This is a genomic window from Massilia sp. W12, assembly GCF_037300705.1.
Taxonomy (GTDB): Bacteria; Pseudomonadota; Gammaproteobacteria; order Burkholderiales; family Burkholderiaceae_D; genus JACPVY01.
Window position 1 is genome coordinate 4646327 of the sequence record NZ_CP147776.1, and the last position, 23392, is coordinate 4669718.

Consider the following 23392-nt stretch of genomic DNA (forward strand, 5'->3'; position numbering starts at 1 on the left):
TTTTTGCGCCCGGACGCGCGCCTTTATTTGCTCTTGGCGCGCACGTCCGCATCAATATCCAGATAACGCCAGGCGGTGTTATCGACGGTCGGCTTGACATAGTTTTGCAGCCAACTATGGCGCACATCCACCGTCAATCGATGCAAGCGCACCATCATCGGCATATACACATCAATCAAGCGGATCATTTGCGCATGGATGCGCTGACGTTCGGGGCCGTTGGGCAACTTCAGAATCGCCTCGTACAGCTTGTTGTATTCCGGCAGGTCAAAGCGCGGATCGTTTGAGATGCCGATATTCGGGCCATACAGAAGTTGAAAGAAGTTGCTGCTGTCGGGGTAGTCCGCAACCCAGCCAAATTCAAACATCTGCACCTGGCCAAGCCGGCTGGCCTTGATGATTTCGGTGTATTTATCGCTCTTGAATGAAATTCTGATGCCAATGCTTTGCATGGTTTTGCGCCAACGCTCGTCATACACACGGCCTGTCGCGTTGGCGCGGCTGTGCATGACGATGGCCAGCGGTTTGCCTTGCGGCGTCATGCGAAAACCTTCGGCGTCCCGTTTGCCATAGCCGAAACGGTCCAGCAGTTTATTCGCGAACCCCACATCAAAGCGGCGCAAAGGCTTCATGTCGGGATCATAGCCCGGCAAATTCGGCGGCAGGAGGCTGACGGCAGGAATCGCCAAGCCATGGCTGTGCACGCGGATATCTTCTTCCTGGTCGTAAGCCATGGAAATCGCGCGGCGCAAGGCGATTTTTTCTTTGCTGTAGCCGCCCACCACCGGGTCTTGCATATTGAACCAGGCGTAATCGGTTTGCATGCGCGGATTTAAATGCAAGACCACGCCGCGCGCACCCAATTCCGGCCTGATTTTGCGATCCGGGCCTACCAGCATCTTGGTGAGTTGCTCGGGAATCTGTTCGGCCAGATCCAATTGTTGATTCAAAAACGCCAGCACCACGCTTTGGTGCTCTTCCATGATTTTGACTTCAACCTGGCCGATCAGGGGCAGGCGGCGGCCTTTCAATTTTTCAGCGATCTGAGCATCGGCCAATTGCTCGCCCGGCTGCCAGGTGTAAGTCTCGGGCCGGAAATCCGGGTTGGCCGCCAGCACAATCCGGTTGCTGTGTTGCCATTCTTTGAGCAGATACGGCCCGGTGCCAACCGGATGATTGCCGGGATTGGCTTTATGCGCTTCGATCACTTCGCGCGCCAGCGCGGCGGTGGCCGGCATGGCCAGCAAATTCGGCAAATTCGCATTCGGCGCTTTTAAACGCAGTTGCAAGGTGTAGCGGTCGAGCGCTTGCAAACCGGGGATCCTGGTGTCATAGCTGAAATTCTTTTTCAGCGCTTCATCGCCCAACAAGACCCCTTCAAACAGAAAAGACCAGGGAGATTTCAAGACCGGGTCATACAAGCGCATGAAGCTGTACACATAGTCCTGCGCCACCAATTCACGCTTGACGCCCTTGAATACAGGATCGGGGGTGAAATAAATCCCCGGCTTGATTTTGATGGTGTAGGTCAAGCCATCCGCCGAGACTTGCGGCATGCCTTCCGCCGTATTTCCCTCCAGCCGCAAGGGCCGCACCAGATAGTTGTAACGCAACAGCGGATCGAACAGATTTTCATTGATGCTGATCGTGTTCGCTTCAAACGCGGTGGCCGGATCGAAAGAACTTTCGCTATTCGGAAAATAAGTGTGCAAGACTTTATTCATATCCGCCGCCAGCAGCGGGGCGGAAAACAGCAGGGCGCAAGCGCAACAGAATAAGCGCACATGGCGCACAGGCAGCTTAAGTCGGAACATGATCTGGCGGGATGGACAAAGACGCCGGGAAATGTATCACAGTTCGGGGGCGGCGGCTGTGCCGCTTGCTTCACCAGGGACGCAGGAAACGGTTTTTCGCGCAAAAGATTTTCGCCTTGCGCTGGAAGTAGATGATTTGACTGCCGGGATTGCTTTGCCGCATCGGATAGGGGCCGCTTTGCACTTTGGCATATGGGATGCCGCTGCCGGCTTGCACCGCCTCGCTCAAGACTTCCGGCGTGACATCGACCACCGCGGCAAGAAAGGAAAAATCGCTGTTCGGCTCAGACACCAGCACATCCGTCACCGGCGCGCCCCATAAACTGGCGTCAGATTTAAACCACCACGCCCCGCCCTCGCGCTTATAGGGTTTGCCGAAGGCGTTTTGCAAATAGTCGTAATACCAGGCTTCATCCAATTGGTTCAGGCACAGCAAAGCATGACCGACGGTGACGCCGAAGGTGGAAGGCGCCGCCGCCCTGGCGCCGCCGGCCAGCGCGGCGCACAGACATAAAGCGCAGTACAGGCGCACCACCCGCTCCTTACGCCTTGGACAACCACTGCCGGTTTTTTGCGATCTGGTCTTTCACGGCTTGCGGCAAGACATCATAGCAACCGGGGTGCATCTTTAAGTCAAATTCACGGACTTCTTTGCGCAAGCCATTCACATTGAAGCAATACATGGTGGCGCCGGTATCCGTTTTTTTGGTGCCTAAATACTTGATCACGATCAGCTCCTTGCAGGCTGGGGGGGATTCCCGTTTGTTTTAATCTTATCGCAAAACCGGATGGATAAGATATCCGCAGGTGCAAGAAGGATGCGTCTTATGCCAGCGCCAAATGCAAGCCAAGCGCGTTTGCCCGTTTTTGCCAGTACCTGGCATGGACTTTTTTTGCGCCAGACTGCAATGGCGCGCTGCTGTGCCATTGCGCCAGATTCCATGCGCCAAGCGCATTCCCTGCGGCGGCGGCGCGCCGCCAGCCGGTGTGCGCTTCTGCCAGTGTTGCGTTCCCGTCCTCGCGTAATGGATAGCGTTCACCACCCAACATCATGAGACATGCCTGCAGCAAGGCATGCTCGCCTTTCGTATCAGGCGCTTGCGTTTGCAATTGCGCCAAGGCCGCTGCATGCCCCGTTTCCAGCAGTGTTGTCAAACAAGCGCGCCATACACCGGCAAACCCGGAACCTCGATCAAAGCCAAATAACATCGGCATCGTTTGCATGGTTTGGCAATGAAGCTCCCAATACATGCCACAAAACACGCCATTGACGTCATACAAAGCACGCCCCCACCAGTTCGACTGACTTGGCGTACCCGGGACAAAATAAAGGCAATGATATTCAATCGGACTGCCCCAGCATGACTCATGCCGCATCCCGGTTTCGCGCGCCTCCAGCGCGATCCAATAGCTATCGCCACAGGAAAGACAACGCGGTGGCGCACTGCGCTGAAGACAATGCTGCGCCAGCCATAAAAAATCCCCATCGTCACAGTGATACAGCATGCCCGCCGGACGCTGTTGCGATGGCAAACGGCGCAATGCAGCAATATCCAACAATTGCTGCCGCGCCGGCAAGCACTCCACAAACGCCGGGCCATCACAACGCAAACACCAAACCGGCCTTACTTCCATTGGCATGATGCGCAAAGGCCATGGAGAAGGCGCATCGCACCAATGTTCAAGTAAATCGGTGTAGGAGTACTGGCTGTCAACCGGGAAGTCAAAGCGCTGTGCGCAACCCGTACATTTTAAATAGCCGACAAAAGTCATTTAAATGGATTTAAAAGGAAGGAAATCATGTGTAGATACCATTTCAGGGAATGCAAGGGCGGCGCATGTTCTGCCTGGCTGGGTTTCGGAGGCAGGATCAAGCAAAAACGCTCAATTAAATCTTCAGCAATAATGCCTATCCACGCCAAGCTGGGACAAGAACGCAACAAAGCGACAGTCTTACAGCACTCAAACTTATGCAGCACGCTCTGCCGGCGATCCAGAAACAAGTTGAACCGAGAGGCGCAAACCCAGGCCTTTGAGCGCCGCCAGCAAGCTGTGTAATTCTGCATTACTTTGCGCTGTCATGGTACGGGGAATCTGACTCTGTGTGGCATTCGCATTTTCAGCAACAGGACGCGCATCAGCACAAGTCAAGGCTACTTGCTGCAATGCTATCATCAAGTCTTCCGACTCGCCATCTTGCAACAATTGGTTTAAATACTGAACGGCAAATTCGGGGTCATCCTTAAATAATTCCGCTATTGCCTCATCATGGCTTCGATCTTTCATTCTCCCCTCCCCTGCCAGTCTTTCCAATACCTGACTGCCCGTTCAATATCTTCATTTTGCGAGGATTTATCACCACCACAAAGTATAAGCACTACCACGGCGCCAGATTGTGCATAATACACCCGGTAACCAGCTCCCTGATCAATGCGCAACTCCCAAACACCGTCCCGGCAAGGCTTGTGGTCACCAAAATTCCCCCCTGCAAGCCGGTTTATGCGCTTTAATATCTGCACTTTGGCAATTGGATCTCGCAGCTTCTTAAACCACTCCAGAAAGGGATCACGCTGATCCTCAGTAAGATAATGGCGAACAGTGAACTTAAGAGAATTATCGTTTATACCCGTAGCAGAAGCAATCCGATCTTTGAGGATTTGCGGCAAGGCCTCGTAGCAATCGGGATGCTTTTTCAAGTCATTTTCACTGACTTCCTTGCGAAAGCCATACACATTAAAGCAATACATGGTCGCGCCGGTATCGGCCTTTTTTGCGCCCAAATACTTAATCACGATCAACTCCTTGCCCGCAGCGGGAATTTTTCTTCTCCGCTTTACCCTATCACAAAATGCACGCAGGGAACAAAGTGAATAGCATGGGCAGTGCCCAAGAAAGATGGTGGCTGGAGTTGATGCCAGAAAATGGGCAGGTAGCATGCCAGTTCCCGGCGCATACGCACCTGCATTTGGGCTGCGATGTGAGCCAATCTGCCGCTGCGCTGCAATACGCCTGCGTCAATTGCGGGCTGCGGAAATGAAAAACCCCGCCGGCTTGCGCGGGCGGGGTTTTGAATTCTGGTGGTGATAGGTGGATTTGAACCACCGACCCCAGCATTATGAGTGCTGTGCTCTAACCAACTGAGCTATATCACCGAAGAAGACGAGATTATAGGCGGCGTTTTTAAAGCTGTCAAGGCATTTACGGATTTTTCTGGATTTCAGCGGAAAACAAGTCGCGCAACTGTTGTGCGCAGTCGCTGCGCAGACAATCCAGCACCACCCGCTCCGGCATAGCCCGCAGCCAGGTCAGCTGACGCTTGGCCAATTGGCGGGTGGCGGCGATGCCCTGTTCTTTCAGCGCCGCCATATCGATACGGCCATCCAGATAATCCCAGGCTTGGCGATAGCCGACACAGCGCATCGAAGGCAGGTTGGGATGCAAATCCGGATCGCGCCGCAAGATTTCCACTTCATCCAGCAAATTCGGGCTGCCCTGCAACATCGCCAAAAAGCGCTGCGCGATGCGCGCGTGCAAAGCGCTGCGCTCAGATGGCTCCAGCGACACCGGCCACAAGCGGAAAGGCAATTCCGGCGTACTGCGGCGCGCCAGCAAGGCCGACATCGGCTGACCTGTGAGCATGAAAATCTCCAGCGCGCGCTGAATGCGCTGCGTATCGCCGGGCGGCAAGCGTTGCGCGGTGTGCGGATCGACTTGCGCCAGGCGCGCATGCAAAGCGGCGATGCCGTCGCGCGCAATTTCGTCCTCAAGCCGGGCGCGGATGGCCGGGTCGGCTTGCGGCAAATCATCCAAACCCTGGCTCAAGCCTTTGTAATACAGCATGGTGCCGCCGACGATCACGGGAAAACGTCCGCGCGCCTGGATTTGCGCAATCAAGCTGCTGCAATCAGCGGCGAATTGCGCTACCGAATACGCCTCGGCAGGCGCAATGATGTCGATCAGATGATGCGGCGCGGCGGCGCGTTCCTCTGCGCTCGGCTTGGCGGTGCCGATATCCATGCCGCGATACACCAGGGCCGAATCCATGGAAATGATTTCAAGCGGAAAATGGCGCGCCAATTCCAGCGCGCAGGCGGTTTTACCGGAAGCGGTGGGGCCAAGCAAGGCCAGCACCAGCGGTTTTGCCTGTTGCATTATTGACCTCGCAAAAACAACTTATCCAAATCATTCATCGACATTTGCACCCAGGTCGGGCGTCCGTGATTGCACTGGTCGGAGCGCTCGGTTTGCTCCATCTGGCGCAGCAAGGCATTCATTTCCTGCAGCGACAGCAAACGGTTGGCGCGCACTGCGGTGTGACAGGCCAGCGTCGCCAGCAATTCATTGCGGCGCTCCACCAGCACGCGCGCGCCGCCATATTCGCGCACATCGCGCAAAACATCGCGCGCCAGGGTTTGCGCATCCGCATTTTGCAACAGCGCGGGAATCGCGCGCACCGCCAGGGTGGTCGGCGACAGCGCATTGATTTCAAAACCCAGCTGCTGCAATACCGCCGCCTCATCGCTGGCGGTGGCGACTTCCAGCGGATCGGCGTAAAACGTGACCGGGATCAGCAATTGCTGAATTTGCAGTCCCTCGCCCAGCGCCTGTTTTAATTCTTCATACAAAATCCGCTCATGCGCTGCATGCATATCCACCAGCACCAGGCCGCGCCGGTTTTGCGCCAACACATACACCCCATGCAATTGCGCCAGGGCAAAGCCGAGCGGGTAATCTTCCGGCTTGCTCTCTTCTGCCGCGAGCGGGGCCGGGGCGGCGATGTGCAGCGCAGCTTTGCCCGCATCTGCCGGATAAGTGTGCGCCACAGGCGCCGTCTGCGCCAGGGGTTGCGGCACACTGCGCGCCGCGCCGACGAATTCGGCATAGCGCGCAGCGCTCTGCGCCACACCGGCTGGCGGCGCGCGCCAGGCTTGCGGCGGCAGCGTTAAATCGGCGGCGAAACTGGTTTGCACATGCGGACGCAGCGGGGCCGGGGCTGGCGCCTCGGGGTTGGCGGCGGGCGCATCGCTTGGCGCGCTGCCGGCGCTGGTGGCGGCCAGGGTGCGCGTCAGCGCATGGAAAATAAATTGATGCACAGCGCGCGAATCGCGGAAGCGCACCTCGGTTTTAGCCGGATGCACATTCACATCCACCAGCGCCGGATCGATTTCCAGCGCCAGCACGTAGGCCGGCTGTTTATCGCCGTGCAACACATCCTGATACGCCGCGCGCACTGCATGGGTCAGCAATTTATCGCGCACAAAGCGGCCATTCACATAAAAATATTGCGCATCGGCGCGCGCCTTGGCGGCAGTCGGCAAACCGGCCATGCCATGCAAGCGCAGCGGGCCGTAAGTATCGTCCAGCGCCAGACTGGCTTTGGCGAAGGCTTCGCCCAGAATCTGGCTGCAGCGACGCGCAAAACTGCAGGCGCTCCAATGCTCCAGCAATTTGCCATTGTGATGCAGGGCAAAGCTGACATCGGGACGGGCCAATGCAATGCGGCGCAACACATCGGCGCAATGGCCGTATTCGGTCTGCTCGGTTTTCAAAAACTTGCGCCGCGCCGGGGTATTGAAATATAACTCGCGCACATCCACCGTGGTGCCTTGCGCGCCGGCCGCCGGGGCCGGCGTGGCGTCATGCGCGCCGCTGATCTGCCAGGCATGTTCCGCTTCGGCGGTGCGCGAAATCAGGCTGAGTTGCGCCACTGAAGCAATCGAAGCCAGCGCCTCGCCGCGAAAACCGAGCGTGCCGACGCGCTCCAATTCTTCCAGATTGCAGATTTTAGAGGTGGCGTGGCGGCGTAAAGCCAGCCCCATTTGCGCTTGCGGAATGCCACGCCCGTCATCGTTAATCATAATCCGCTTGACGCCGCCCTCTTCCAGCTTGACGGTGATTTGCGTCGCCCCGGCGTCCAAGGCATTTTCCAGCAATTCCTTGACCACCGCGCTGGGGCGCTCAATCACCTCGCCGGCGGCGATTTGAGAAATCAATTGGTCTGACAGCAGGGCAATCGGGCGCTCAGGCTGCAGCGGGCGGGTCTGGGTCGTCATGGCGCACATTGGCAAGCGGCAAAGCCGTTTGCTTTACTCCTGATAGGGATTGGCAAAACCGAGTTTCGCCAAAATCTCTGCTTCCAGCGCTTCCATCTCTTCCGCCTCGGCTTCGTCCTCGTGGTCATAGCCTTGCGCATGCAAGACGCCATGCACCACCAGATGGGCGCAATGCGCTTGCAGCGTTTTGCCCTGCTCTTGTGCCTCACGCGCCAGCACCTCATTGCACAAGACGATATCGGCTTGTGTTTCTTCCGCCTCTTCGTCTTCGGTATAGGCAAAGGTCAGGACATTGGTGGCGTAGTCTTTTTGACGGTAGGCGGCATTCAGCGCGCGCCCTTCTTCCGCATCCACAAAACGCAGATTCAAAGAGGCTGGAAACAGCAGCGCGGCCTGCACCCAGCGCCGCAACAAGGGGCGCGGCAGGTCTTGCTGCAAGCTGGCGTCGGCGTATTGCACCGAGAGCGAAAGTTTATGCTTGCTCATGCTTTCCCCCCGTGTGCGCTGCGGCGCACCGGCAGCGGCTGGGCTTGCGCGGCCGCCTGTTCGTAGGCGTCCACGATACGCGCCACCAGCGGATGACGCACCACATCGGCGCTGGTGAAGTGGGAAAACGCCACCCCGCGCACATTGCGCAGAATCTGCAGCGCATCATTCAAACCGCTGTTTTGCCCGCGCGGCAAATCGATCTGCGTGATGTCGCCCGTCACCACCGCCTTACTGCCAAAGCCGATGCGGGTCAAAAACATCTTCATTTGCTCCGGCGTGGTGTTTTGCGCTTCGTCCAAAATCACAAAAGCATGATTCAAGGTGCGCCCGCGCATATACGCCAGCGGGGCGATTTCAATCATTTGCTTTTCAAACATTTTTTGCGTGCGGTCAAAGCCCAGCAAATCGTACAGCGCGTCATACAGCGGGCGCAGATAAGGATCGACTTTTTGCGTCAAATCGCCCGGCAAAAAACCCAGGCGCTCGCCGGCTTCCACCGCCGGACGGGTCAACACGATGCGCTTGACCGCATCGCGCTCCAGTGCATCCACCGCACACGCCACCGCCAGATAAGTTTTGCCGGTGCCGGCAGGGCCTACGCCAAAGGTGATGTCATGTTCCAAAATCGCCTGCAGATATTGGCTTTGACGCGGCGTGCGGCCACGCAAATCATGGCGCCGGGTTTTCAACACCGGCTGCTGGCTGTCCGGCGCGCCGGCCTCAACCGTGGGCAGGCCGGCCACAGCCGGCAAATCCGCCGCCTGGCTGACTGCGCGCAACTCGACCAGCGCCAATTGAATTTCTTCCACCGCCAGCGGAACCTTGGCTTGCTGGTAAAAGCGCTCCAGCAAGCCGACCGCCTGCTCCGCATTGCTGCCGCTGATTTGAAATTTTTCGCCACGGCGGAAAATCGTCACATCCAAAGCCGCCGCAATCTGGCGCAGGTTTTCATCCATCGGCCCGCACAAATGGGCCAACCAGGCATTGTCCAGGGGTTGCGGGACAAAATACAAAGGCGCTTTCGTTTTCGTCATTCTTGCACTACCAATTCCCCGCGCAGCGAGTAGTTATAAGCTTCGGTTACGCGCAAATCCAACATCTGGCCGATCAGGCGCTCCGGGTAGGGGCCGGGGTTGAAGTTGATCACGCGGTTGTTTTCGGCGCGCCCCTGCAAATCGCCGCCGGCGCGCTTGGCGCCGCCTTCGACCAGGATGCGATAGGTCTGGCCCAGCATTTTTTCGCTGTTGCGCTTGATGCTGGCGTTGAGCAGGTTTTGCAGCTCGCTCAAACGGCGCGCGCGCACTTCCTGCGGCGTATCGTCATGCAGATTGGCGGCCGGCGTGCCGGGGCGCGGGCTGAACAGGAAGCTGAAGCTGTTATCAAATTCCAGATCTTCGACAAACTTCATCAGGTTGCGGAAATCTTCTTCGGTTTCGCCGGGGAAGCCGACGATGAAATCCGAGGACAGGGTGATATCCGGGCGCACCGCGCGCACGCGGCGGATGATGGATTTGTATTCCAGCGAGGTATAGCCGCGCTTCATGGCCGCCAAAATCTTGTCCGAACCGTGCTGCGCTGGCAGATATAAATGATTGGCCAGCTTGGGCACCTTGGCGTAGGTGTCGATCAGGCGCTGGGTGAATTCTTTGGGATGGCTGGTGACAAAGCGAATCCGCTCAATCCCTTCGATTTCGGCGATGTATTCGATCAACAGCGCAAAATCGGCGATTTCCGGCTCGCTCATCGGGTCTGCCGGCTTCATGGCGCCGCGATACGCATTCACGTTTTGCCCCAGCAGGGTGATTTCTTTCACGCCCTGCATCGCCAGATTGGCGACTTCTTCCAGCACATCGTCAAAGCGGCGCGAGACTTCTTCGCCACGGGTGTAAGGCACCACGCAATAGCTGCAATATTTGCTGCAGCCTTCCATGATCGAAACATAGGCCGCGCCGCCTTCCACCTTGGCCGGCGGCAGGTGATCGAATTTTTCAATTTCAGGGAAGCTGATATCGACTTGCGGCGCGCCGGTATCGCGACGCGCGTGCAGCATTTGCGGCAGGCGGTGGATGGTTTGCGGGCCGAACACCAGGTCAACATACGGCGCGCGCTTGATAATGGTTTCGCCTTCTTGCGAGGCGACGCAACCGCCGACGCCAATCAAGAGGCCGGGCTTGTCGCGCTTGAGTTCGCGCAGACGGCCCAGATCGGAAAACACTTTTTCCTGGGCTTTTTCACGCACCGAACAGGTGTTGAACAAAATCACATCGGCGTCATCAACGGTGTCAGTGCGCGTCATTTGCTCAGTCTGGCCGAGCAGGTCAAGCATTTTGTCAGAATCATATTCATTCATCTGACAACCAAAGGTCTTGATAAAAACTTTCTTTTGCATGGTCAATCCGAAATAAAGCTAAGCGAAAAGGGGTGTAAATCCCCTGGCCTTATGGACCCGGGTTAGGCCCGGTGTGGGTGGTGTGGCCCACTTCGTCCTTCGTCAAAATCCAGATGCGCTGAATCTCACCCGCTTCATTTTCCAGATAATTGACGTAATAACTGCCAGGCAGCAGCGTATTGAAGGTTTCCAGCAGATTGTCGGCGTTGCGGATCTGAATATTCACCGCCAGCAGCCGCACCTTGCCATTGAGCACGATTTCGGGGTACACCCCGGGCGTCATCACGCCGCGTTTGGATTCGGGCGGAAATTCGCGTGTGAAAGCCTGCGCCAGCATGCTGCACGCGAACAGCGCAACTGCCAGCCAAGTGAATCGATTCATGCCTGCCTCCTGGTGAAATCCATCATCGCGACAGCCGCGCCGCCGCCTTGCTCAATGCCAACTCTGCGATCCTGGCAAACCCTGCAGTATAAAGCATACGGCGTTTGGCTGCAGGATGGGAAGCAGGCGCGGCAGACGCCAAAACAGCGCTGAGCGGGAGCCGGCAGGATGGCATGAGGACTGGATGCACTGCATGGGAAAGTTGAAGGCGCATGCGGCCTGCCGCTGCCTGCGCCCGGCCCCGCCTCAGGCGTGCGGCGGCTCCAGCGTCAAGGCGCCGCCATTGGTTTGAATCGTGGTGGCCGGCCCTGCCGCTGTCGCAGGCGCTTGCGCTTTCGGGCGCTGGGTGCGCGCCATGGCCTCGCACATCGCCAGCACTTCCGGCAGGTCGTTGCCATTGGTGCGCAACCAGGCGTCCAGGCCGTTTTTGCGCATGATGCCGACATTGGTTTCGGTCAGCTTCTGGCTTTCGCAATAGCTTTGAAACATTTCCATCGCCATATCGTGACGGCGCGCCTGCGCGATCATCATATCCAGCCACTGCGTGCCGCTGTTGGGCAGACGCAGCGCGATGGCGGCTTGTTCTTTGAGGGTGAAGCTGGCGGGGGAATCATTCGGCATGTCAGTCTCCATGTGCGGCATGAGAATAAAAATGCAGTCTAGCCCAAAAATCGCCGCGCTTCACATTTGCGTATGCCTGCCGCCAACACAAGCAGCCGCGCCCCCGCTATCATAGACGGGCTGCACTTCTGTCTTGCAACTGCCGGAGCCGCTATGTCTTCCCCGCATAAAATCCTGTTTGTCTGTATGGGCAATATTTGCCGCTCGCCCACCGCTGAAGCGGTGTTGCGCGGGCGGGCTGAGCGCGCCGGCGTGGCGCACCGTTTGCAGATTGATTCCGCCGGCACCCATGATTACCACATCGGCGAAGCGCCGGATGCGCGCAGTATCCGCCACGGCGCACAACGCGCTTACGACTTGTCCCCTTTACGGGCGCGGCAGGTGACTGCCGCCGATTTTGAGGCCTTTGATTATGTGCTGGCGATGGATCATGAAAATTTAGCGCGCCTGCAACGCTTGCGCCCGCCGCACGCCGGCGCAGACTTGCGTTTATTCATGGCGTTTGCGCCGCAGGCCGGCAGCGCCATCGTGCCCGATCCGTATTACGGCGGGGCGGATGGCTTTGAATTGGTGCTGGATTATTGCGAGGCGGCGGCGGATGGCTTGCTGCGTGAGCTGGGTTTGCTGCGCTGAAGCGGTTTACCGCAAGTCGTCCCACAACTCGCCATTCGGATTAATGCGCGGCACAGCCAGGCCGAAATGTTGATACGCCAACGGCGTGGCGATGCGTCCGCGCGGGGTGCGTTGCAAATAGCCTTGCTGAATCAAATACGGCTCTAACACATCTTCAATCGTGTCGGCTTCTTCGCCAATCGCCGCCGCCAGATTGCCGACGCCGACCGGGCCGCCGCTGAATTTATGCAAAATCGCCTGCAGCAATTTGCGGTCCATCAAATCAAAGCCGACTTGATCGACATCCAGCATTTTCAGGGCGGCATCCGCCACTTCCTGATTGATCGTGCCGCCGCTGCGCACTTCGGCGTAATCGCGCACCCGGCGCAAGAGGCGGTTGGCGATACGCGGCGTGCCGCGCGCGCGCAAAGCGATTTCGCGCGCGCCCTCTTCCGTGATCGGCGCTTGCAGCAGGCCGGCGCTGCGGCTGACGATTTTGGTCAATTCTTCCGCGTTATAAAACTCCAGGCGCGCGACGATGCCGAAACGGTCGCGCAGCGGATTGGTCAGCATGCCGGCGCGGGTGGTGGCGCCGACCAGGGTGAAAGGTTGCAAATCGAGCTTGACTGAGCGCGCCGCCGGCCCTTCGCCAATCATGATGTCGATTTGATAGTCTTCCAGCGCGGGATACAAAATTTCTTCGACCACCGGCGAAAGGCGGTGAATTTCGTCGATAAACAGCACATCATTGCGCTCTAAATTGGTGAGCAGCGCGGCCAAATCGCCCGGGCGCTCCAGCACCGGGCCGGAGGTTTGACGCAAATTCACGCCCATTTCGCGCGCGATGATGTGGGCCAGCGTGGTTTTGCCCAGGCCCGGCGGGCCAAACAGCAAAGTATGATCCAGCGCCTCTTGCCGTTTGCGTGCCGCGCTGATGAAAATATCCAATTGATCGCGGATTTTTTGCTGCCCGACATATTGATCCAGCTGCTTCGGGCGCAAGGCGCGTTCAATCGCCTCTTCATTCGGCGAAGCAGGCGCGGCGTCGATGATGCGGGCCGGGGCGAATTGTTCAGTTTGAATGCTCATGCTGCTTTCCGTTTAGCTGGTTCAGCCCTTGGCCAAGGCTTTCAAGGCCAGTTTGATGCCCTCGCTCACGCCTACGCCGGCGGGCAGGGTTTTCAGCGCGGCCAGCGCTTCTTTGTCAGAATAGCCCAGCGCAATCAAGGCATGCAGGATATCGCTGTTGGCGTCCGGCGCGGCATGACCGGCGGCGTGTCCCAGTTCCGCGCCCAGCTTGCCCTTGAGTTCAAGCAAGAGCCGCTCGGCGGTTTTTTTGCCTATGCCCGGCACCTTCACCAAACGCCCGGCTTCTTGCAGCGTGACGGCCTGCGCCAGATCAGCCACCGACATGCCGGACAAAATCGAGAGTGCGGTGCGGGCGCCGACGCCGCTGATTTTGATCAATTGGCGGAAGGTGGCGCGCTCTTCCAGCGAGCCGAAGCCAAACAGCAAATGCGCGTCTTCGCGCACAATCATATGGGTATGCAGCACGACTTGCGCGCCGGCTTGCGGCAGATTGTAGAAAGTGCTCATCGGCACATCGACTTCATAGCCGACGCCATGGCAATCGATGAGAATTTGCGGCGGATTTTTTTCCAGGAGGGTACCAGTCAGGCGGCCAATCATGTTCTCTGTCCTGCAGTTGGGGCAATAGCGCATGATACAGGAGGCAGCGCGGCGCCAACGCAAAAAAGCAAGTCAGGCGCATGCTTTTGCTGACGGGTCAGCCGACTAAGCGCCCGCGTTTCATGCGCAAGCCGCTGCGCCCGGCCAGCTTGCCCATTGTGCCCAGCAAATCCAGGCCGTGCGCATCGCAAATCGCAATCGCCAGAGCGTCCGCCGCATCCGGCCCTGGCACGCCGGGCAGTTGCAAGAGGCGTTGCACCATGGCTTGCACTTGTTCTTTGTGCGCTTTGCCATGGCCGACCACGGATTGCTTGACTTGCAGCGCGGTATGTTCGCCTACGCTGAGATTGGCGGCGACCAGGGCGCAAATCGCCGCGCCGCGCGCCTGGCCCAGCAAGAGGGTGGATTGCGGGTTGACGTTGACAAAGACTTTTTCAATTGCGGCTTTGTCGGGCTGATAGCGTTGGATGATTTCTGTCACGCCGCTGAAAATCGTGTGCAGGCGCTGCGGCAGTTCCTGTTGCGCATCGGTTTGGATGGCGCCGGCTGCCAGATAAGACAGCTTTTGCCCCTGTTTGTGGATCACGCCGAAACCGGTGGTGCGCAAGCCGGGGTCTATGCCTAAAATTTTCATCAGCAAAAAAAGCGGCGGCCCGCCCTCCAAAAAGCAAATTTTCCAAGCCCCGCTCCGGCCCCGGCAGGCTGGGTTGAGCGAAGCGAAAACCCGGCGTCCGGCGCCGGTGGATATGCAAAAAACCCGGGGCGGGCCGAATCTGACGCCGTCTATTCCAATGCCTGTCCGGCGGGCGCCGCCATTCGCGACTGAAGTCGCTCCCACAATACTGGCGCAGGCCGGAGGCTTTCGCGGCTAAAGCCGCTCCTACCGGCTCCGGCTGCTTGCTTTCGCGGCTAAAGCCGCTCCTACCGGTTCCGGCTGCTTGCTTTCGCGGCTAAAGCCGCGCCTGGCGGCCAACGCGCAGGCTGCGGGGCAAGCGATGCTTGCCCCTGCAACACCTTAATGACGGAAATGACGGGCGCCGGAGAACAGCATCACAATGCCGCGCTCATTGGCGGCGTCAATCACTTCCTGGTCGCGCATCGAGCCGCCCGGTTGCACCACGCAAGTGGCGCCGGCGTCGGCCACCACATCCAGCCCGTCGCGGAAGGGGAAGAAGGCGTCCGACGCCACCGCCGAACCCTGCAAGCTCAAATTCGCATTCGCCGCCTTGATCGAGGCGATGCGGGCGGAGTCGATGCGGCTCATCTGGCCGGCCCCCACGCCCAGCGTCATGCCGCCGGCGCAGAATACAATCGCGTTCGACTTGACAAACTTCGCCACGCGCCAGGAGAACATCAAGTCTTCCAATTGCTGCGGGGTCGGTTGCTTCACCGTCACCACTTTCAATTCTTCCATCAAGACATTCTTGGCGTCCGGGCCTTGCACCAGCAAACCGCCGCCAACGCGCTTGAAGTCATATTGATGCACGCCATTGCCGAGCGGGATTTCGAGCAGGCGCACATTTTGTTTGGCGGCGAAAATCTGCTTGGCTTCCGGGGAGAATGACGGCGCAATCAAGACTTCGACAAACTGCTTGGACACAGCTTCCGCTGTCGCGCCATCGAGCGCCCAGTTAAACGCGATGATGCCGCCGAAGGCTGAAGTCGGGTCGGTTTTGAAGGCTTTCTGATACGCTTCCAGCGGGCTGCCGGCAATCGCCGCTCCGCAGGGATTGGCGTGCTTGATGATCACGCAAGCCGGCATGCCGCCCAGCGATTTCACGCATTCCCAGGCTGCGTCCGCATCGGCGATATTGTTGTAAGACAGTTCCTTGCCTTGCAATTGGCGGTAATTCGCCAGCGCGCCCGGCACGCTGTGGATGTCGCGATAGAAAGCGCCGGCCTGATGCGGATTTTCGCCATAACGCATGTCCTGCACTTTTTCAAATTGCAGATTCAGGTTTTGCGGGAAGCCGCTGCGCGTGCTGTGCTGCAAATCCTCGCCCAGCGCAGACAGATAATTCGCAATCGCGCCATCATATTGGGCGGTGTGCGCATAGACTTTCTTGGCCAGCGCGAAACGGGTCGCATAGCTGACTTCGCCGGCGGCGATTTCTTCCAACACGCGCGCATAGTCCGCCGGATCGCAAATCACCACCACGTCTTTGTGGTTCTTGGCCGAAGAGCGCAACATGGCCGGGCCGCCGATGTCGATGTTTTCAATCGCATCTTCCAGGCTGCATTCCTGCTTGGCCACGGTTTGCTGAAACGGATACAGATTCACCACCACCATATCAATGGTCGGGATGCCGTGTTCGCTCAAGGCTTGCATATGCGCCGGGAAATCGCGCCGCGCCAAAATCCCGCCGTGCACTTTCGGATGCAAGGTCTTGACGCGGCCATCCAGCATTTCCGGGAAACCGGTGTGCTGCGCCACTTCCGTGACTTGCAAGCCATTGTCCTGCAACAGTTTGGCGGTGCCGCCGGTGGACAGCAATTGCACCCCGCGCGCAGCCAGGGCTTGCGCAAATTCCAGCACGCCGGTCTTGTCGGAGACAGAAATCAAGGCAGTTTTGATCATGTTGACACCATGTGGTAAGAAGAAATCGGTTTGCGCCCGACGCCGGGGAACGGCGGGCAGGGGCTTACAGTAATCCGTGCTGCTGCAATTTTTTACGCAAGGTGTTGCGGTTGATGCCCAGCATTTCAGCGGCGTGCGACTGATTATGGCCGGCGCGCTCCATGACCACCGACAACACCGGCTTTTCCATGGTCGCCAGCATCATGTCGTAGATATTGCTGGGGCGTTGTTCGCCCAGATCATTCAAATAATCTTCCAGACTGCGTTGAACGACTTCCTGAATTATTTCTCTGCTCATGCTTCTCTCAATGCTCAATCAAAATCAGGCGGCAAGCGCCTCTTGCGCTTGCGCGCGCAGGGATTGCAGGCGTGGCCCGAGGCTGGCCTGCGAATCAAAAAATGCAGCAACTGCGTGTAATTGTTCTTGCGGCTGTTCCAATGTGTTCATGCGCTGGCGGAAAGCTTCGCCGCCGGGCAGATCTGCCACATACCAGCCGATATGTTTGCGGGCGGTGCGCACGCCCAGGTATTCGCCATAAAAAGCGTAATGCGCTTGCAGATGCGCTAACAACAGCGCGCGCACTTCCGTCACCAGCGGCGGCGGCAATAAGCTGCCATGTTCGAGGTAATGCGCGACTTCGCGGAAAATCCAGGGCCGGCCTTGCGCCGCGCGCCCAATCATCACCGCATCGGCGCCGGTGTAATCCAGCACCTGACGCGCTTTTTGCGGGCTGTCGATATCGCCATTCGCCACCACCGGAATCTTGACGGCGGCTTTCACGGCGGCGATGGTGTCGTATTCGGCCTCGCCCAGATAGCGGTCGGCGCGCGTGCGGCCATGCAGGGTCAGCATTTGAATACCGGCGTCTTCGGCGATTTTGGCGATGGAGAGCGCGTTTTTATTGGCGCGATCCCAGCCGGTGCGGAATTTCAGCGTGACCGGCACGTCCACTGCGCGCACCACCGCATGCAGAATCTGCGCCACCAGATCTTCGTGTTGCAAGAGGGCTGAGCCGCACCAGTTATTGCACACTTTTTTGACCGGGCAACCCATATTGATGTCGATAATTTGCGCGCCGCGCTCGACATTGAAGCGCGCGCAATCGGCCAGCTCTTGCGGCACGGCGCCGGCGATTTGCACCGCTTTCGGCTCCATTTCGCCATCATGATTGGTGCGGCGGCTGCTTTTTTCACTGTCCCACAGACGGGGATTGGAAGCCGCCATTTCTGACACGGCATAGCCTGCGCCCAGCTCTTTGCACAGCTGGCGGTAAGGACGGTCGGTGACGCCCGCCATGGGCGCGACAAAGACGCGATTCGCTAAAGTGAAAGGGCCTAATTGCACTGGGTTGTCCAAACTTGCCGGGATTCGGGGAGGCGCTATTTTACACGAGCTTATGCCCAAAAAATAGGCAAGCCGGAAGTCAGTCAACCATATTTACCGGAAGTGAGGATGTACATCAAGCCGCGATAAAACAGCATGGCGCTGTGCTCGCGCAGACGTTTGCGCCAGCTGCGCTGATGCACACTGGCTAAGCTCAGGCTGGCGCCGTCGGCCACGCCCTCCAGAATAGCGCGCCGCAAGGTGCGCGCAAAATCATCATCTTGCACCAAAAGATTCGCTTCGTGATTTAAAAACAGGGAAAGCCCGTCAAAATTACTGGAACCCACGCTGGCCCAGCGACGGTCAACCACCGCCACCTTGGCGTGCAACTGGGTTTTGCGATATTCCACCAGATGCACCCCGGCGCGCAGCAGCTTGGGATAAAACGAGCGCGCCACCGCGTCTTGCAAGTGGAATTGGCCACAGCCCAGCAAGAGCGTGACGCGCACCCCGCGCCGCGCCGCCGCGCATAACGCATTGATGAATTTGCGTCCCGGCGCAAAATACGGGGTGGCCAGATAAATTTCCTGTTTGGCGTTGCGAAACGCTTGCTCAAAAGCTTGTTGAATCGTGCGCCGGTTGTTCAGATTATCGCGTTTGACCAAGGCCGCCAGGGCTGGTGCGGCAAGGCTATCCGCGTTGTCTTTGTCGCGCTGGCGGTATTGAGCTAAAAAGCCGCGCAAGGCAGCGCGTCCGCCGCACAAACGCGCCCATTGCGCGCTGATTTCACGCCAAATCTGCTGCACCAGCGGGCCGCGCAATTGCACGGCAAAATCCCAGCGCGGCGCGTTCAGGCGTATTGAGGCATCGAAATCACACAGCCAATCATCATTCAAATTGATGCCGCCGATGAAGGCAACGTCCTGATCCACCACGCACAGCTTGCGATGGGTGCGGGTAAAACCGCGTTTAAACCAGGGATTGAAATTCAAATGCTGCACGCCGCTGGGCAGCAAACCCAGATTCATTTCAGTGATCGTATTGTGTCCGGTGCCATGCCAATCGGTAATCAGTTTCACGCTCACGCCGCGCTTGGCGGCGTCCATCAAAGCCTGTTGCACCGCGCGCCCGGCCGGGTCCAGCGCAAAAATATAGGTTTCCAGCAGCACTTCGCGCTGCGCGCCCCCGATCGCCGCCACCAGCGCCGGAATAAACTCCAAACCGCCGCGTAACAGCGTCAATTGGTGGTTCGGCAGATAGGGCACAGGGCGCATGGCGAATTCGCAGGCTTGATCCAAAGCCTTGCATTTGGTGGCGGGCGGGTGAAATTCAAGTCAGGCATGGCAGGCGAACAGCTGTGGGTTTTATGGGAGAAGCCCGCCGGGGGCGAGAACATTTTCCGCCTCCTGGCGCAGGATGCCTTATCCGCGTCAATCAGCCATCCAAGCGCAATTCCGCCAAAATCGGCGCATGATCGGACAATTGCGACCAGGGCTGGCCGCGTAAAACCTGGGCCTGCTCGACGATAAAACCGCGACAATAAATCCGATCCAGGCGCAGCCATGGCAAGGCGGCGGGAAAAGTGCGCGCCGGCACAAAACGTTGCACATTGGTGCGTCCGGCCAGATTGCGCCATAAACTGCCTAAGCGCGGCGTGCTGCGGCGCTCGTCAAATACTTCAATCACGCCCAACTGATTGCGCAAAGCGTCGCCCAGATGATTGCGCCAGTCGTTAAAGTCGCCGGCGATGATGATGGGACTATCGCCGGCAGTGCTTTGCACCACCTCAATCAAGGCATCGGTCTGACGCTGGCGGCTGCCGGCGAACAGGCCAAGATGCACCACATAGCAATGCAAATCCTGCTGCGGGGTTTGCAGCACGCAGTGCAAAATACCGCGCTGCTCAAAGGCGTGGTCAGACACATCATTATTCAACGCTGAGACAATCGGGTAGGCCGACAGCAGGGCATTGCCATGATGGCCGTCGCGATAAATCGCATTTTTGCCATACGCTGTATGCAAATGCGCGCCGGCCAGAAACTCATGTTGCGACTCTTGCGGCCAGTGTTTGGGGCCGGGCGGATGCTGGCCAAAACGTTGCAAGAGGCGATCATGGCGGCCCTGCACTTCCTGCAAAAAAACCAGATCCGCCTGCAAATCATGGATCGCGCTGCGCAGCGCATGCACGCGCGGCTCGCGTCCTGTGGCGGACATGCCTTTATGGATGTTGTAGGTTGCAATACGCAGTTTCATCGCTCTGTGCTTTTGGCCTGATTGCGCCCAGTATAGGGCGGCGGCAAACAAAAAGGAATGTGGAAACTACGCAGATTCTTGTCTTTTTATTCATTTCCGCAAATCATCACGCGCGTATCCCTGGCCCGCCCATCCGCATCAAAGCGCTCCGCGCGCAGCAAGGCTTGCTGGCGCATGCCGGCGCGCTCACATAGCGCAATGGCGCGCGGGTTCAGATCATCGACCAAGGCATACACTTCACGCGCCTGCCAGGCGTCAAAAGCGAATTGAATAATCGCTTGCGCCGCTTCAGTGATGTAGCCACAGCGCGCCAATGCCTGATTGCCCCAGAAGCCGAGTTCAAAACGGCCTGTCGCAAAATCGGGGTGATGCAAGCCGCTGCAGCCAGCCAGCGCGCCATCATGGGTGAAAATCAAAAGGGGAAAGTCGCGCCCTTGCGCTGTATTACTGATTGCGCTGAGCAGATAAGCGCGGCTGCTCTCAAGCGAAGGCTCATATTTCACCCAGGGCAAGGAAGCCGGGAATTGCCGCAGCTGTGGCAGCGAAGCGCACACCGCCTCAAACAGCGCCGCAGCATCTGATTCCAGGCTGCCAGCTTGCGGGCTGCGGATATGCAAGCGCTCGCTGCTGAAGCAAATTGCCGCGTGCATGATCATGCCTCTTTACGCAGGCGGCGCAATTGCCAGGCCAGCAAGCCCGCCAACAGCGCCAGCAAGGGCCATTCGCCAAAACGGGCATATGGGGTCAAACCCTGCATGCCCTGCACAGTTGCGCGCAGCACGCCTTGCTGATCATAAGCCAGCAGCTTTTGCACCTCGCCGCGCGCATCAATCACGGCGGTCGCCCCGGTATTCGTGGCGCGCAGCATCGGCCGCCCGGTTTCCAAACTGCGCATGCGCGCGATTTGCAAATGCTGCGGAATCGCGCTGGACTGCCCATACCAGGCCAGATTTGAGACATTCAATAAAATACTCGCCACCGGCTTGCCGGCTTGCGCCGCTTCCCCCAATTGGCTGGCGATTTCCAGGCCGAATAAATCCTCGTAGCAAACATTCGGCAACACAAATTGGTCTTTCACCGCAAACGGCGCCTGCAGCCAGGGGCCGCGCGCAAAATCGCCCAGCGGAATTTGCATCATATCGACAAACCAGCGAAAACCGGGCGGGATGAATTCACCAAACGGCACCAGATGCCGCTTGTCGTATCGGTAGTAAGCATTGCTGCGAGGGGACAAACCAAGCACACTGTTGGCGTATTGGTTGGGGCCGTCGGTGAGCGGCACACCGAGCAGCAAATGGCTGTCATTGCTGCGCGCCCAGTCATGCAAATCGCTGATAAACCCGGCTGGCAGCAGATGCATAAAGAGCGGGAACGCGGTTTCCGGGGTGGCGATGATATCGGCGCGCTCGCCCATAATCATGCGCTGATACAGCTGCAAGGAATCAATGATGCGTTCGCGCGCGAACTTCTCATCTTGCGCGATATTTCCCTGCAGCAGACGCACTTGCAAAGGCTGGCCCAGCGGCTGGCTCCAACTGTGCTGCTTGAGCAGCCAGCCGGCGCTCAACAATAAGAGCGGCAAAGCCAGGCACAGCGCGGCGCGGCGCCATTGCGCCTGTTGCCCGGTTTGCCAGACTGCAGCCAGCGCGCCGCCGCACAGCATGACGGCAAAACCGACCGCATTCACCCCGGCCAGCGGCGCAAAACCGGCCAAAGGCGCGTCGATTTGCGCATAACCGGACAACACCCAGGGAAAACCGGTGAATAACCAGCAGCGCAGCCACTCCCCCAGAGTAAATGCGACGGGAACGCTGAGCAGCAGCCAGCTGAGCGCCGGCTGCGCGCCTTGCAAACGTTTGGCCAGCCAGCCGGCCAAGCCATACGGCAAGCCCATGGCCAGGGCAAAAATCAAGGTCGCCAAAGCAGCCAGCGCTGCGGGCATATTGCCGAAGCGGTGCATCGCAATGAACAGCCAATACACCGAGGCCAGCAACCAGCCGCTGCCAAAGGCCCAGGCCGGGGTAAATCCGCCCTCGCGGCGCAGGTATAAAAAGAACCAGGCAAATATGAGAAACTGCAGCGGCCACCAGCCAAACGGCGCAAAACACAGGGCTTGCAGCGCGCCGGCGGCGCAAGGCAGGGCAAAGCGGCGGCCCGGCGCAAGCCAATTCAGCTTCATGCGGCGTCGCCTGCGGGCGGCGGCGGCAGTTTTTCCACCAGCAGAACATGCACCTGGCGCGGATCGGCGCGCAACACTTCAAAGCGCAGCAAGCCGATATCAAATTCTTCGCCCTTATGCGGCATGCGCTTCAAATGGCTCGACACCAGGCCGCCGATCGTGTCCACATCGTCATGCTGCAAATCAGCGCCCAGCACTTGATTAAACTGTTCCAACTCGGTCAGCGCCTTGACGCGCCATTTCGGCCCGTGCGCCCCATCTTTCACGCGCAGAATATTGTCTTCTTCCTCGTCGTAATCGTATTCGTCTTCGATTTCGCCGACAATTTGCTCCAGCACGTCTTCAATCGTGATCAAGCCGGCCACGCCGCTGTATTCATCGACCACAATCGCCATGTGATTGTGATTGGCGCGGAAATCGCGCAGCAAGATATTCAGACGTTTGGATTCGGGGATAAACACCACCGGGCGCAACATATCGCGCACATCGAAGTTTTCGCCGGCGTAATAGCGCAGCAAATCCTTGGCCAGCAAGATGCCGACCACCTTGTCGCGGTCGCCCTCGACAGCGGGAAAACGCGAGTGCGCGGTTTCCAGCACCAGCGGCAGCCAGTCTTCAATCGGTTTGGTCAGATCCACCACATCCATTTGCGCGCGCGGCACCATGATGTCGCCGGCGCACAGCTCAGACACCTGGAACACGCCCTCGATCATCGAGAGCGCGTCGGCGTCGAGCAAGTTGCGGCCATGCGCATCGTGCAGCACTTCCAGCAGCTCGGCGCGGTTTTCGGGAATAGGGGAAATCAGCGCGGTCAGTCGTTCAAACAATGACCGGTGTGGTTTGGCGTCAGATTTGACGCCACTAGGGTGCTCTTGCATAGGGCGATTCGCCGTTGTTTCTGGATGTATTAGCATACACCAAAAGCAGGCTTGCGGCGAAAAGCGGCGGACAGCGCCAGCGCAGCGCATCAAAGGCGGGCCGGACACAGCGCCGCATGCGCGCGCAAAAA

At 58.4% G+C, this 23392-nt stretch carries 25 protein-coding genes and 1 tRNA gene; 1 reads left to right on the forward strand and 25 read right to left on the reverse strand.

Going from position 1 to position 23392, the window contains the following annotated elements:
• Nucleotides 1-23: 23 nt before the first annotated feature.
• The 14 genes from V8J88_RS18800 to V8J88_RS18865 all read right to left on the reverse strand — a co-directional run bounded on the left by V8J88_RS18800 (nucleotide 24) and on the right by V8J88_RS18865 (nucleotide 11748).
• Nucleotides 24-1814: an ABC transporter substrate-binding protein gene (locus tag V8J88_RS18800; protein WP_338845763.1), complete on the reverse strand. Its 1791-nt coding sequence runs from the start codon at nucleotides 1812-1814 to the stop codon at nucleotides 24-26.
• 70 nt (nucleotides 1815-1884) lie between these two features.
• Entirely contained in the window at nucleotides 1885-2346 is a 462-nt protein-coding gene (locus tag V8J88_RS18805; protein ID WP_338845764.1) for a hypothetical protein, read from the reverse strand.
• A 10-nt stretch (nucleotides 2347-2356) separates the two neighbouring features.
• On the reverse strand, nucleotides 2357-2542 hold the full coding sequence (locus tag V8J88_RS18810; RefSeq protein ID WP_338845765.1) for a hypothetical protein: 186 nt from the start codon (nucleotides 2540-2542) through the stop codon (nucleotides 2357-2359).
• Between the two features lie 97 nt (nucleotides 2543-2639).
• Nucleotides 2640-3587: a hypothetical protein gene (locus V8J88_RS18815; RefSeq protein WP_338845766.1), complete on the reverse strand. Its 948-nt coding sequence runs from the start codon at nucleotides 3585-3587 to the stop codon at nucleotides 2640-2642.
• Between the two features lie 195 nt (nucleotides 3588-3782).
• On the reverse strand, nucleotides 3783-4100 hold the full coding sequence (locus V8J88_RS18820) for an addiction module antidote protein (RefSeq protein WP_338845768.1): 318 nt from the start codon (nucleotides 4098-4100) through the stop codon (nucleotides 3783-3785).
• Nucleotides 4097-4438, reverse strand: a complete 342-nt coding sequence (locus V8J88_RS18825) for a type II toxin-antitoxin system RelE/ParE family toxin (RefSeq protein ID WP_338849928.1) — start codon at nucleotides 4436-4438, stop codon at nucleotides 4097-4099. Before V8J88_RS18825 ends, V8J88_RS18820 begins: the two co-directional genes overlap by 4 nt.
• A gap of 451 nt (nucleotides 4439-4889) precedes the next feature.
• Nucleotides 4890-4966 (reverse strand) — tRNA-Met (locus V8J88_RS18830).
• Nucleotides 4967-5012: 46 nt separating this feature from the next.
• Complete coding sequence (gene miaA, locus V8J88_RS18835; RefSeq protein ID WP_338845769.1) at nucleotides 5013-5966, reverse strand: tRNA (adenosine(37)-N6)-dimethylallyltransferase MiaA; 954 nt, start codon at nucleotides 5964-5966, stop codon at nucleotides 5013-5015.
• The gene (gene mutL, locus V8J88_RS18840; RefSeq protein WP_338845770.1) at nucleotides 5966-7867 is read right to left on the reverse strand and encodes a DNA mismatch repair endonuclease MutL; all 1902 of its coding nucleotides are present in this window, start codon (nucleotides 7865-7867) and stop codon (nucleotides 5966-5968) included. Before mutL ends, miaA begins: the two co-directional genes overlap by 1 nt.
• 33 nt (nucleotides 7868-7900) lie before the next feature.
• Complete coding sequence (gene ybeY, locus V8J88_RS18845) at nucleotides 7901-8353, reverse strand: rRNA maturation RNase YbeY (protein ID WP_338845771.1); 453 nt, start codon at nucleotides 8351-8353, stop codon at nucleotides 7901-7903.
• The gene (locus tag V8J88_RS18850; protein ID WP_338845772.1) at nucleotides 8350-9390 is read right to left on the reverse strand and encodes a PhoH family protein; all 1041 of its coding nucleotides are present in this window, start codon (nucleotides 9388-9390) and stop codon (nucleotides 8350-8352) included. The genes ybeY and V8J88_RS18850 overlap by 4 nt, the downstream gene beginning before the upstream one ends.
• Nucleotides 9387-10745: a tRNA (N6-isopentenyl adenosine(37)-C2)-methylthiotransferase MiaB gene (miaB, locus tag V8J88_RS18855; protein ID WP_338845773.1), complete on the reverse strand. Its 1359-nt coding sequence runs from the start codon at nucleotides 10743-10745 to the stop codon at nucleotides 9387-9389. Before miaB ends, V8J88_RS18850 begins: the two co-directional genes overlap by 4 nt.
• A 49-nt stretch (nucleotides 10746-10794) precedes the next feature.
• Nucleotides 10795-11127: a hypothetical protein gene (locus tag V8J88_RS18860; protein ID WP_338845774.1), complete on the reverse strand. Its 333-nt coding sequence runs from the start codon at nucleotides 11125-11127 to the stop codon at nucleotides 10795-10797.
• A gap of 246 nt (nucleotides 11128-11373) precedes the next feature.
• Nucleotides 11374-11748 (reverse strand): hypothetical protein, encoded by a 375-nt coding sequence (locus V8J88_RS18865; protein ID WP_338845775.1) that lies wholly within the window; start codon nucleotides 11746-11748, stop codon nucleotides 11374-11376.
• Between the two features lie 153 nt (nucleotides 11749-11901).
• Between V8J88_RS18865 and V8J88_RS18870 the strand changes: the two genes are divergently transcribed.
• Complete coding sequence (locus V8J88_RS18870) at nucleotides 11902-12381, forward strand: low molecular weight protein-tyrosine-phosphatase (protein WP_338845776.1); 480 nt, start codon at nucleotides 11902-11904, stop codon at nucleotides 12379-12381.
• A 6-nt stretch (nucleotides 12382-12387) separates the two neighbouring features.
• Here the strand turns inward: V8J88_RS18870 and ruvB are convergent, their stop codons facing one another.
• The 11 genes from ruvB to V8J88_RS18925 all read right to left on the reverse strand — a co-directional run bounded on the left by ruvB (nucleotide 12388) and on the right by V8J88_RS18925 (nucleotide 23261).
• Nucleotides 12388-13449 (reverse strand): Holliday junction branch migration DNA helicase RuvB, encoded by a 1062-nt coding sequence (gene ruvB / locus V8J88_RS18875; protein ID WP_338845777.1) that lies wholly within the window; start codon nucleotides 13447-13449, stop codon nucleotides 12388-12390.
• 21 nt (nucleotides 13450-13470) lie between these two features.
• Complete coding sequence (gene ruvA, locus V8J88_RS18880; RefSeq protein ID WP_338845778.1) at nucleotides 13471-14049, reverse strand: Holliday junction branch migration protein RuvA; 579 nt, start codon at nucleotides 14047-14049, stop codon at nucleotides 13471-13473.
• Between the two features lie 97 nt (nucleotides 14050-14146).
• Complete coding sequence (ruvC, locus tag V8J88_RS18885; RefSeq protein WP_338849929.1) at nucleotides 14147-14683, reverse strand: crossover junction endodeoxyribonuclease RuvC; 537 nt, start codon at nucleotides 14681-14683, stop codon at nucleotides 14147-14149.
• A gap of 381 nt (nucleotides 14684-15064) precedes the next feature.
• Entirely contained in the window at nucleotides 15065-16627 is a 1563-nt protein-coding gene (gene purH, locus V8J88_RS18890; protein WP_338845779.1) for a bifunctional phosphoribosylaminoimidazolecarboxamide formyltransferase/IMP cyclohydrolase, read from the reverse strand.
• A gap of 64 nt (nucleotides 16628-16691) precedes the next feature.
• Complete coding sequence (locus V8J88_RS18895) at nucleotides 16692-16925, reverse strand: helix-turn-helix domain-containing protein (protein WP_338845780.1); 234 nt, start codon at nucleotides 16923-16925, stop codon at nucleotides 16692-16694.
• A gap of 24 nt (nucleotides 16926-16949) precedes the next feature.
• Nucleotides 16950-17972, reverse strand: a complete 1023-nt coding sequence (gene dusB / locus V8J88_RS18900; protein WP_338845781.1) for a tRNA dihydrouridine synthase DusB — start codon at nucleotides 17970-17972, stop codon at nucleotides 16950-16952.
• Nucleotides 17973-18055: 83 nt separating this feature from the next.
• The gene (locus tag V8J88_RS18905; RefSeq protein ID WP_338845782.1) at nucleotides 18056-19249 is read right to left on the reverse strand and encodes a phospholipase D-like domain-containing protein; all 1194 of its coding nucleotides are present in this window, start codon (nucleotides 19247-19249) and stop codon (nucleotides 18056-18058) included.
• A 136-nt stretch (nucleotides 19250-19385) separates the two neighbouring features.
• Nucleotides 19386-20204, reverse strand: coding sequence for an endonuclease/exonuclease/phosphatase family protein (locus V8J88_RS18910; RefSeq protein ID WP_338845783.1), 819 nt, complete (start codon nucleotides 20202-20204; stop codon nucleotides 19386-19388).
• Nucleotides 20205-20290: 86 nt separating this feature from the next.
• Nucleotides 20291-20854: a GNAT family N-acetyltransferase gene (locus V8J88_RS18915; protein WP_338845784.1), complete on the reverse strand. Its 564-nt coding sequence runs from the start codon at nucleotides 20852-20854 to the stop codon at nucleotides 20291-20293.
• Nucleotides 20855-20856: 2 nt separating this feature from the next.
• Nucleotides 20857-22383: an apolipoprotein N-acyltransferase gene (gene lnt, locus V8J88_RS18920; protein WP_338845785.1), complete on the reverse strand. Its 1527-nt coding sequence runs from the start codon at nucleotides 22381-22383 to the stop codon at nucleotides 20857-20859.
• Nucleotides 22380-23261, reverse strand: coding sequence for a transporter associated domain-containing protein (locus V8J88_RS18925; RefSeq protein ID WP_338845786.1), 882 nt, complete (start codon nucleotides 23259-23261; stop codon nucleotides 22380-22382). The genes lnt and V8J88_RS18925 overlap by 4 nt, the downstream gene beginning before the upstream one ends.
• Nucleotides 23262-23392 lie beyond the last annotated feature (131 nt).

Coding starts and splice junctions, on each gene's coding strand:
- V8J88_RS18800 (WP_338845763.1), bottom strand. CDS start 1,814: ATGTTCCGACTTAAGCTGCCTGTGCGCCATGTGCGCTTATTCTGTTGC.
- V8J88_RS18815 (WP_338845766.1), bottom strand. CDS start 3,587: ATGACTTTTGTCGGCTATTTAAAATGTACGGGTTGCGCACAGCGCTTT.
- V8J88_RS18820 (WP_338845768.1), bottom strand. CDS start 4,100: ATGAAAGATCGAAGCCATGATGAGGCAATAGCGGAATTATTTAAGGAT.
- miaA (WP_338845769.1), bottom strand. CDS start 5,966: ATGCAACAGGCAAAACCGCTGGTGCTGGCCTTGCTTGGCCCCACCGCT.
- mutL (WP_338845770.1), bottom strand. CDS start 7,867: ATGACGACCCAGACCCGCCCGCTGCAGCCTGAGCGCCCGATTGCCCTG.
- ybeY (WP_338845771.1), bottom strand. CDS start 8,353: ATGAGCAAGCATAAACTTTCGCTCTCGGTGCAATACGCCGACGCCAGC.
- V8J88_RS18850 (WP_338845772.1), bottom strand. CDS start 9,390: ATGACGAAAACGAAAGCGCCTTTGTATTTTGTCCCGCAACCCCTGGAC.
- miaB (WP_338845773.1), bottom strand. CDS start 10,745: ATGCAAAAGAAAGTTTTTATCAAGACCTTTGGTTGTCAGATGAATGAA.
- V8J88_RS18860 (WP_338845774.1), bottom strand. CDS start 11,127: ATGAATCGATTCACTTGGCTGGCAGTTGCGCTGTTCGCGTGCAGCATG.
- V8J88_RS18865 (WP_338845775.1), bottom strand. CDS start 11,748: ATGCCGAATGATTCCCCCGCCAGCTTCACCCTCAAAGAACAAGCCGCC.
- V8J88_RS18870 (WP_338845776.1), top strand. CDS start 11,902: ATGTCTTCCCCGCATAAAATCCTGTTTGTCTGTATGGGCAATATTTGC.
- ruvB (WP_338845777.1), bottom strand. CDS start 13,449: ATGAGCATTCAAACTGAACAATTCGCCCCGGCCCGCATCATCGACGCC.
- ruvA (WP_338845778.1), bottom strand. CDS start 14,049: ATGATTGGCCGCCTGACTGGTACCCTCCTGGAAAAAAATCCGCCGCAA.
- ruvC (WP_338849929.1), bottom strand. CDS start 14,683: ATGAAAATTTTAGGCATAGACCCCGGCTTGCGCACCACCGGTTTCGGC.
- purH (WP_338845779.1), bottom strand. CDS start 16,627: ATGATCAAAACTGCCTTGATTTCTGTCTCCGACAAGACCGGCGTGCTG.
- V8J88_RS18895 (WP_338845780.1), bottom strand. CDS start 16,925: ATGAGCAGAGAAATAATTCAGGAAGTCGTTCAACGCAGTCTGGAAGAT.
- V8J88_RS18910 (WP_338845783.1), bottom strand. CDS start 20,204: ATGAAACTGCGTATTGCAACCTACAACATCCATAAAGGCATGTCCGCC.
- V8J88_RS18915 (WP_338845784.1), bottom strand. CDS start 20,854: ATGCACGCGGCAATTTGCTTCAGCAGCGAGCGCTTGCATATCCGCAGC.
- lnt (WP_338845785.1), bottom strand. CDS start 22,383: ATGAAGCTGAATTGGCTTGCGCCGGGCCGCCGCTTTGCCCTGCCTTGC.
- V8J88_RS18925 (WP_338845786.1), bottom strand. CDS start 23,261: ATGCAAGAGCACCCTAGTGGCGTCAAATCTGACGCCAAACCACACCGG.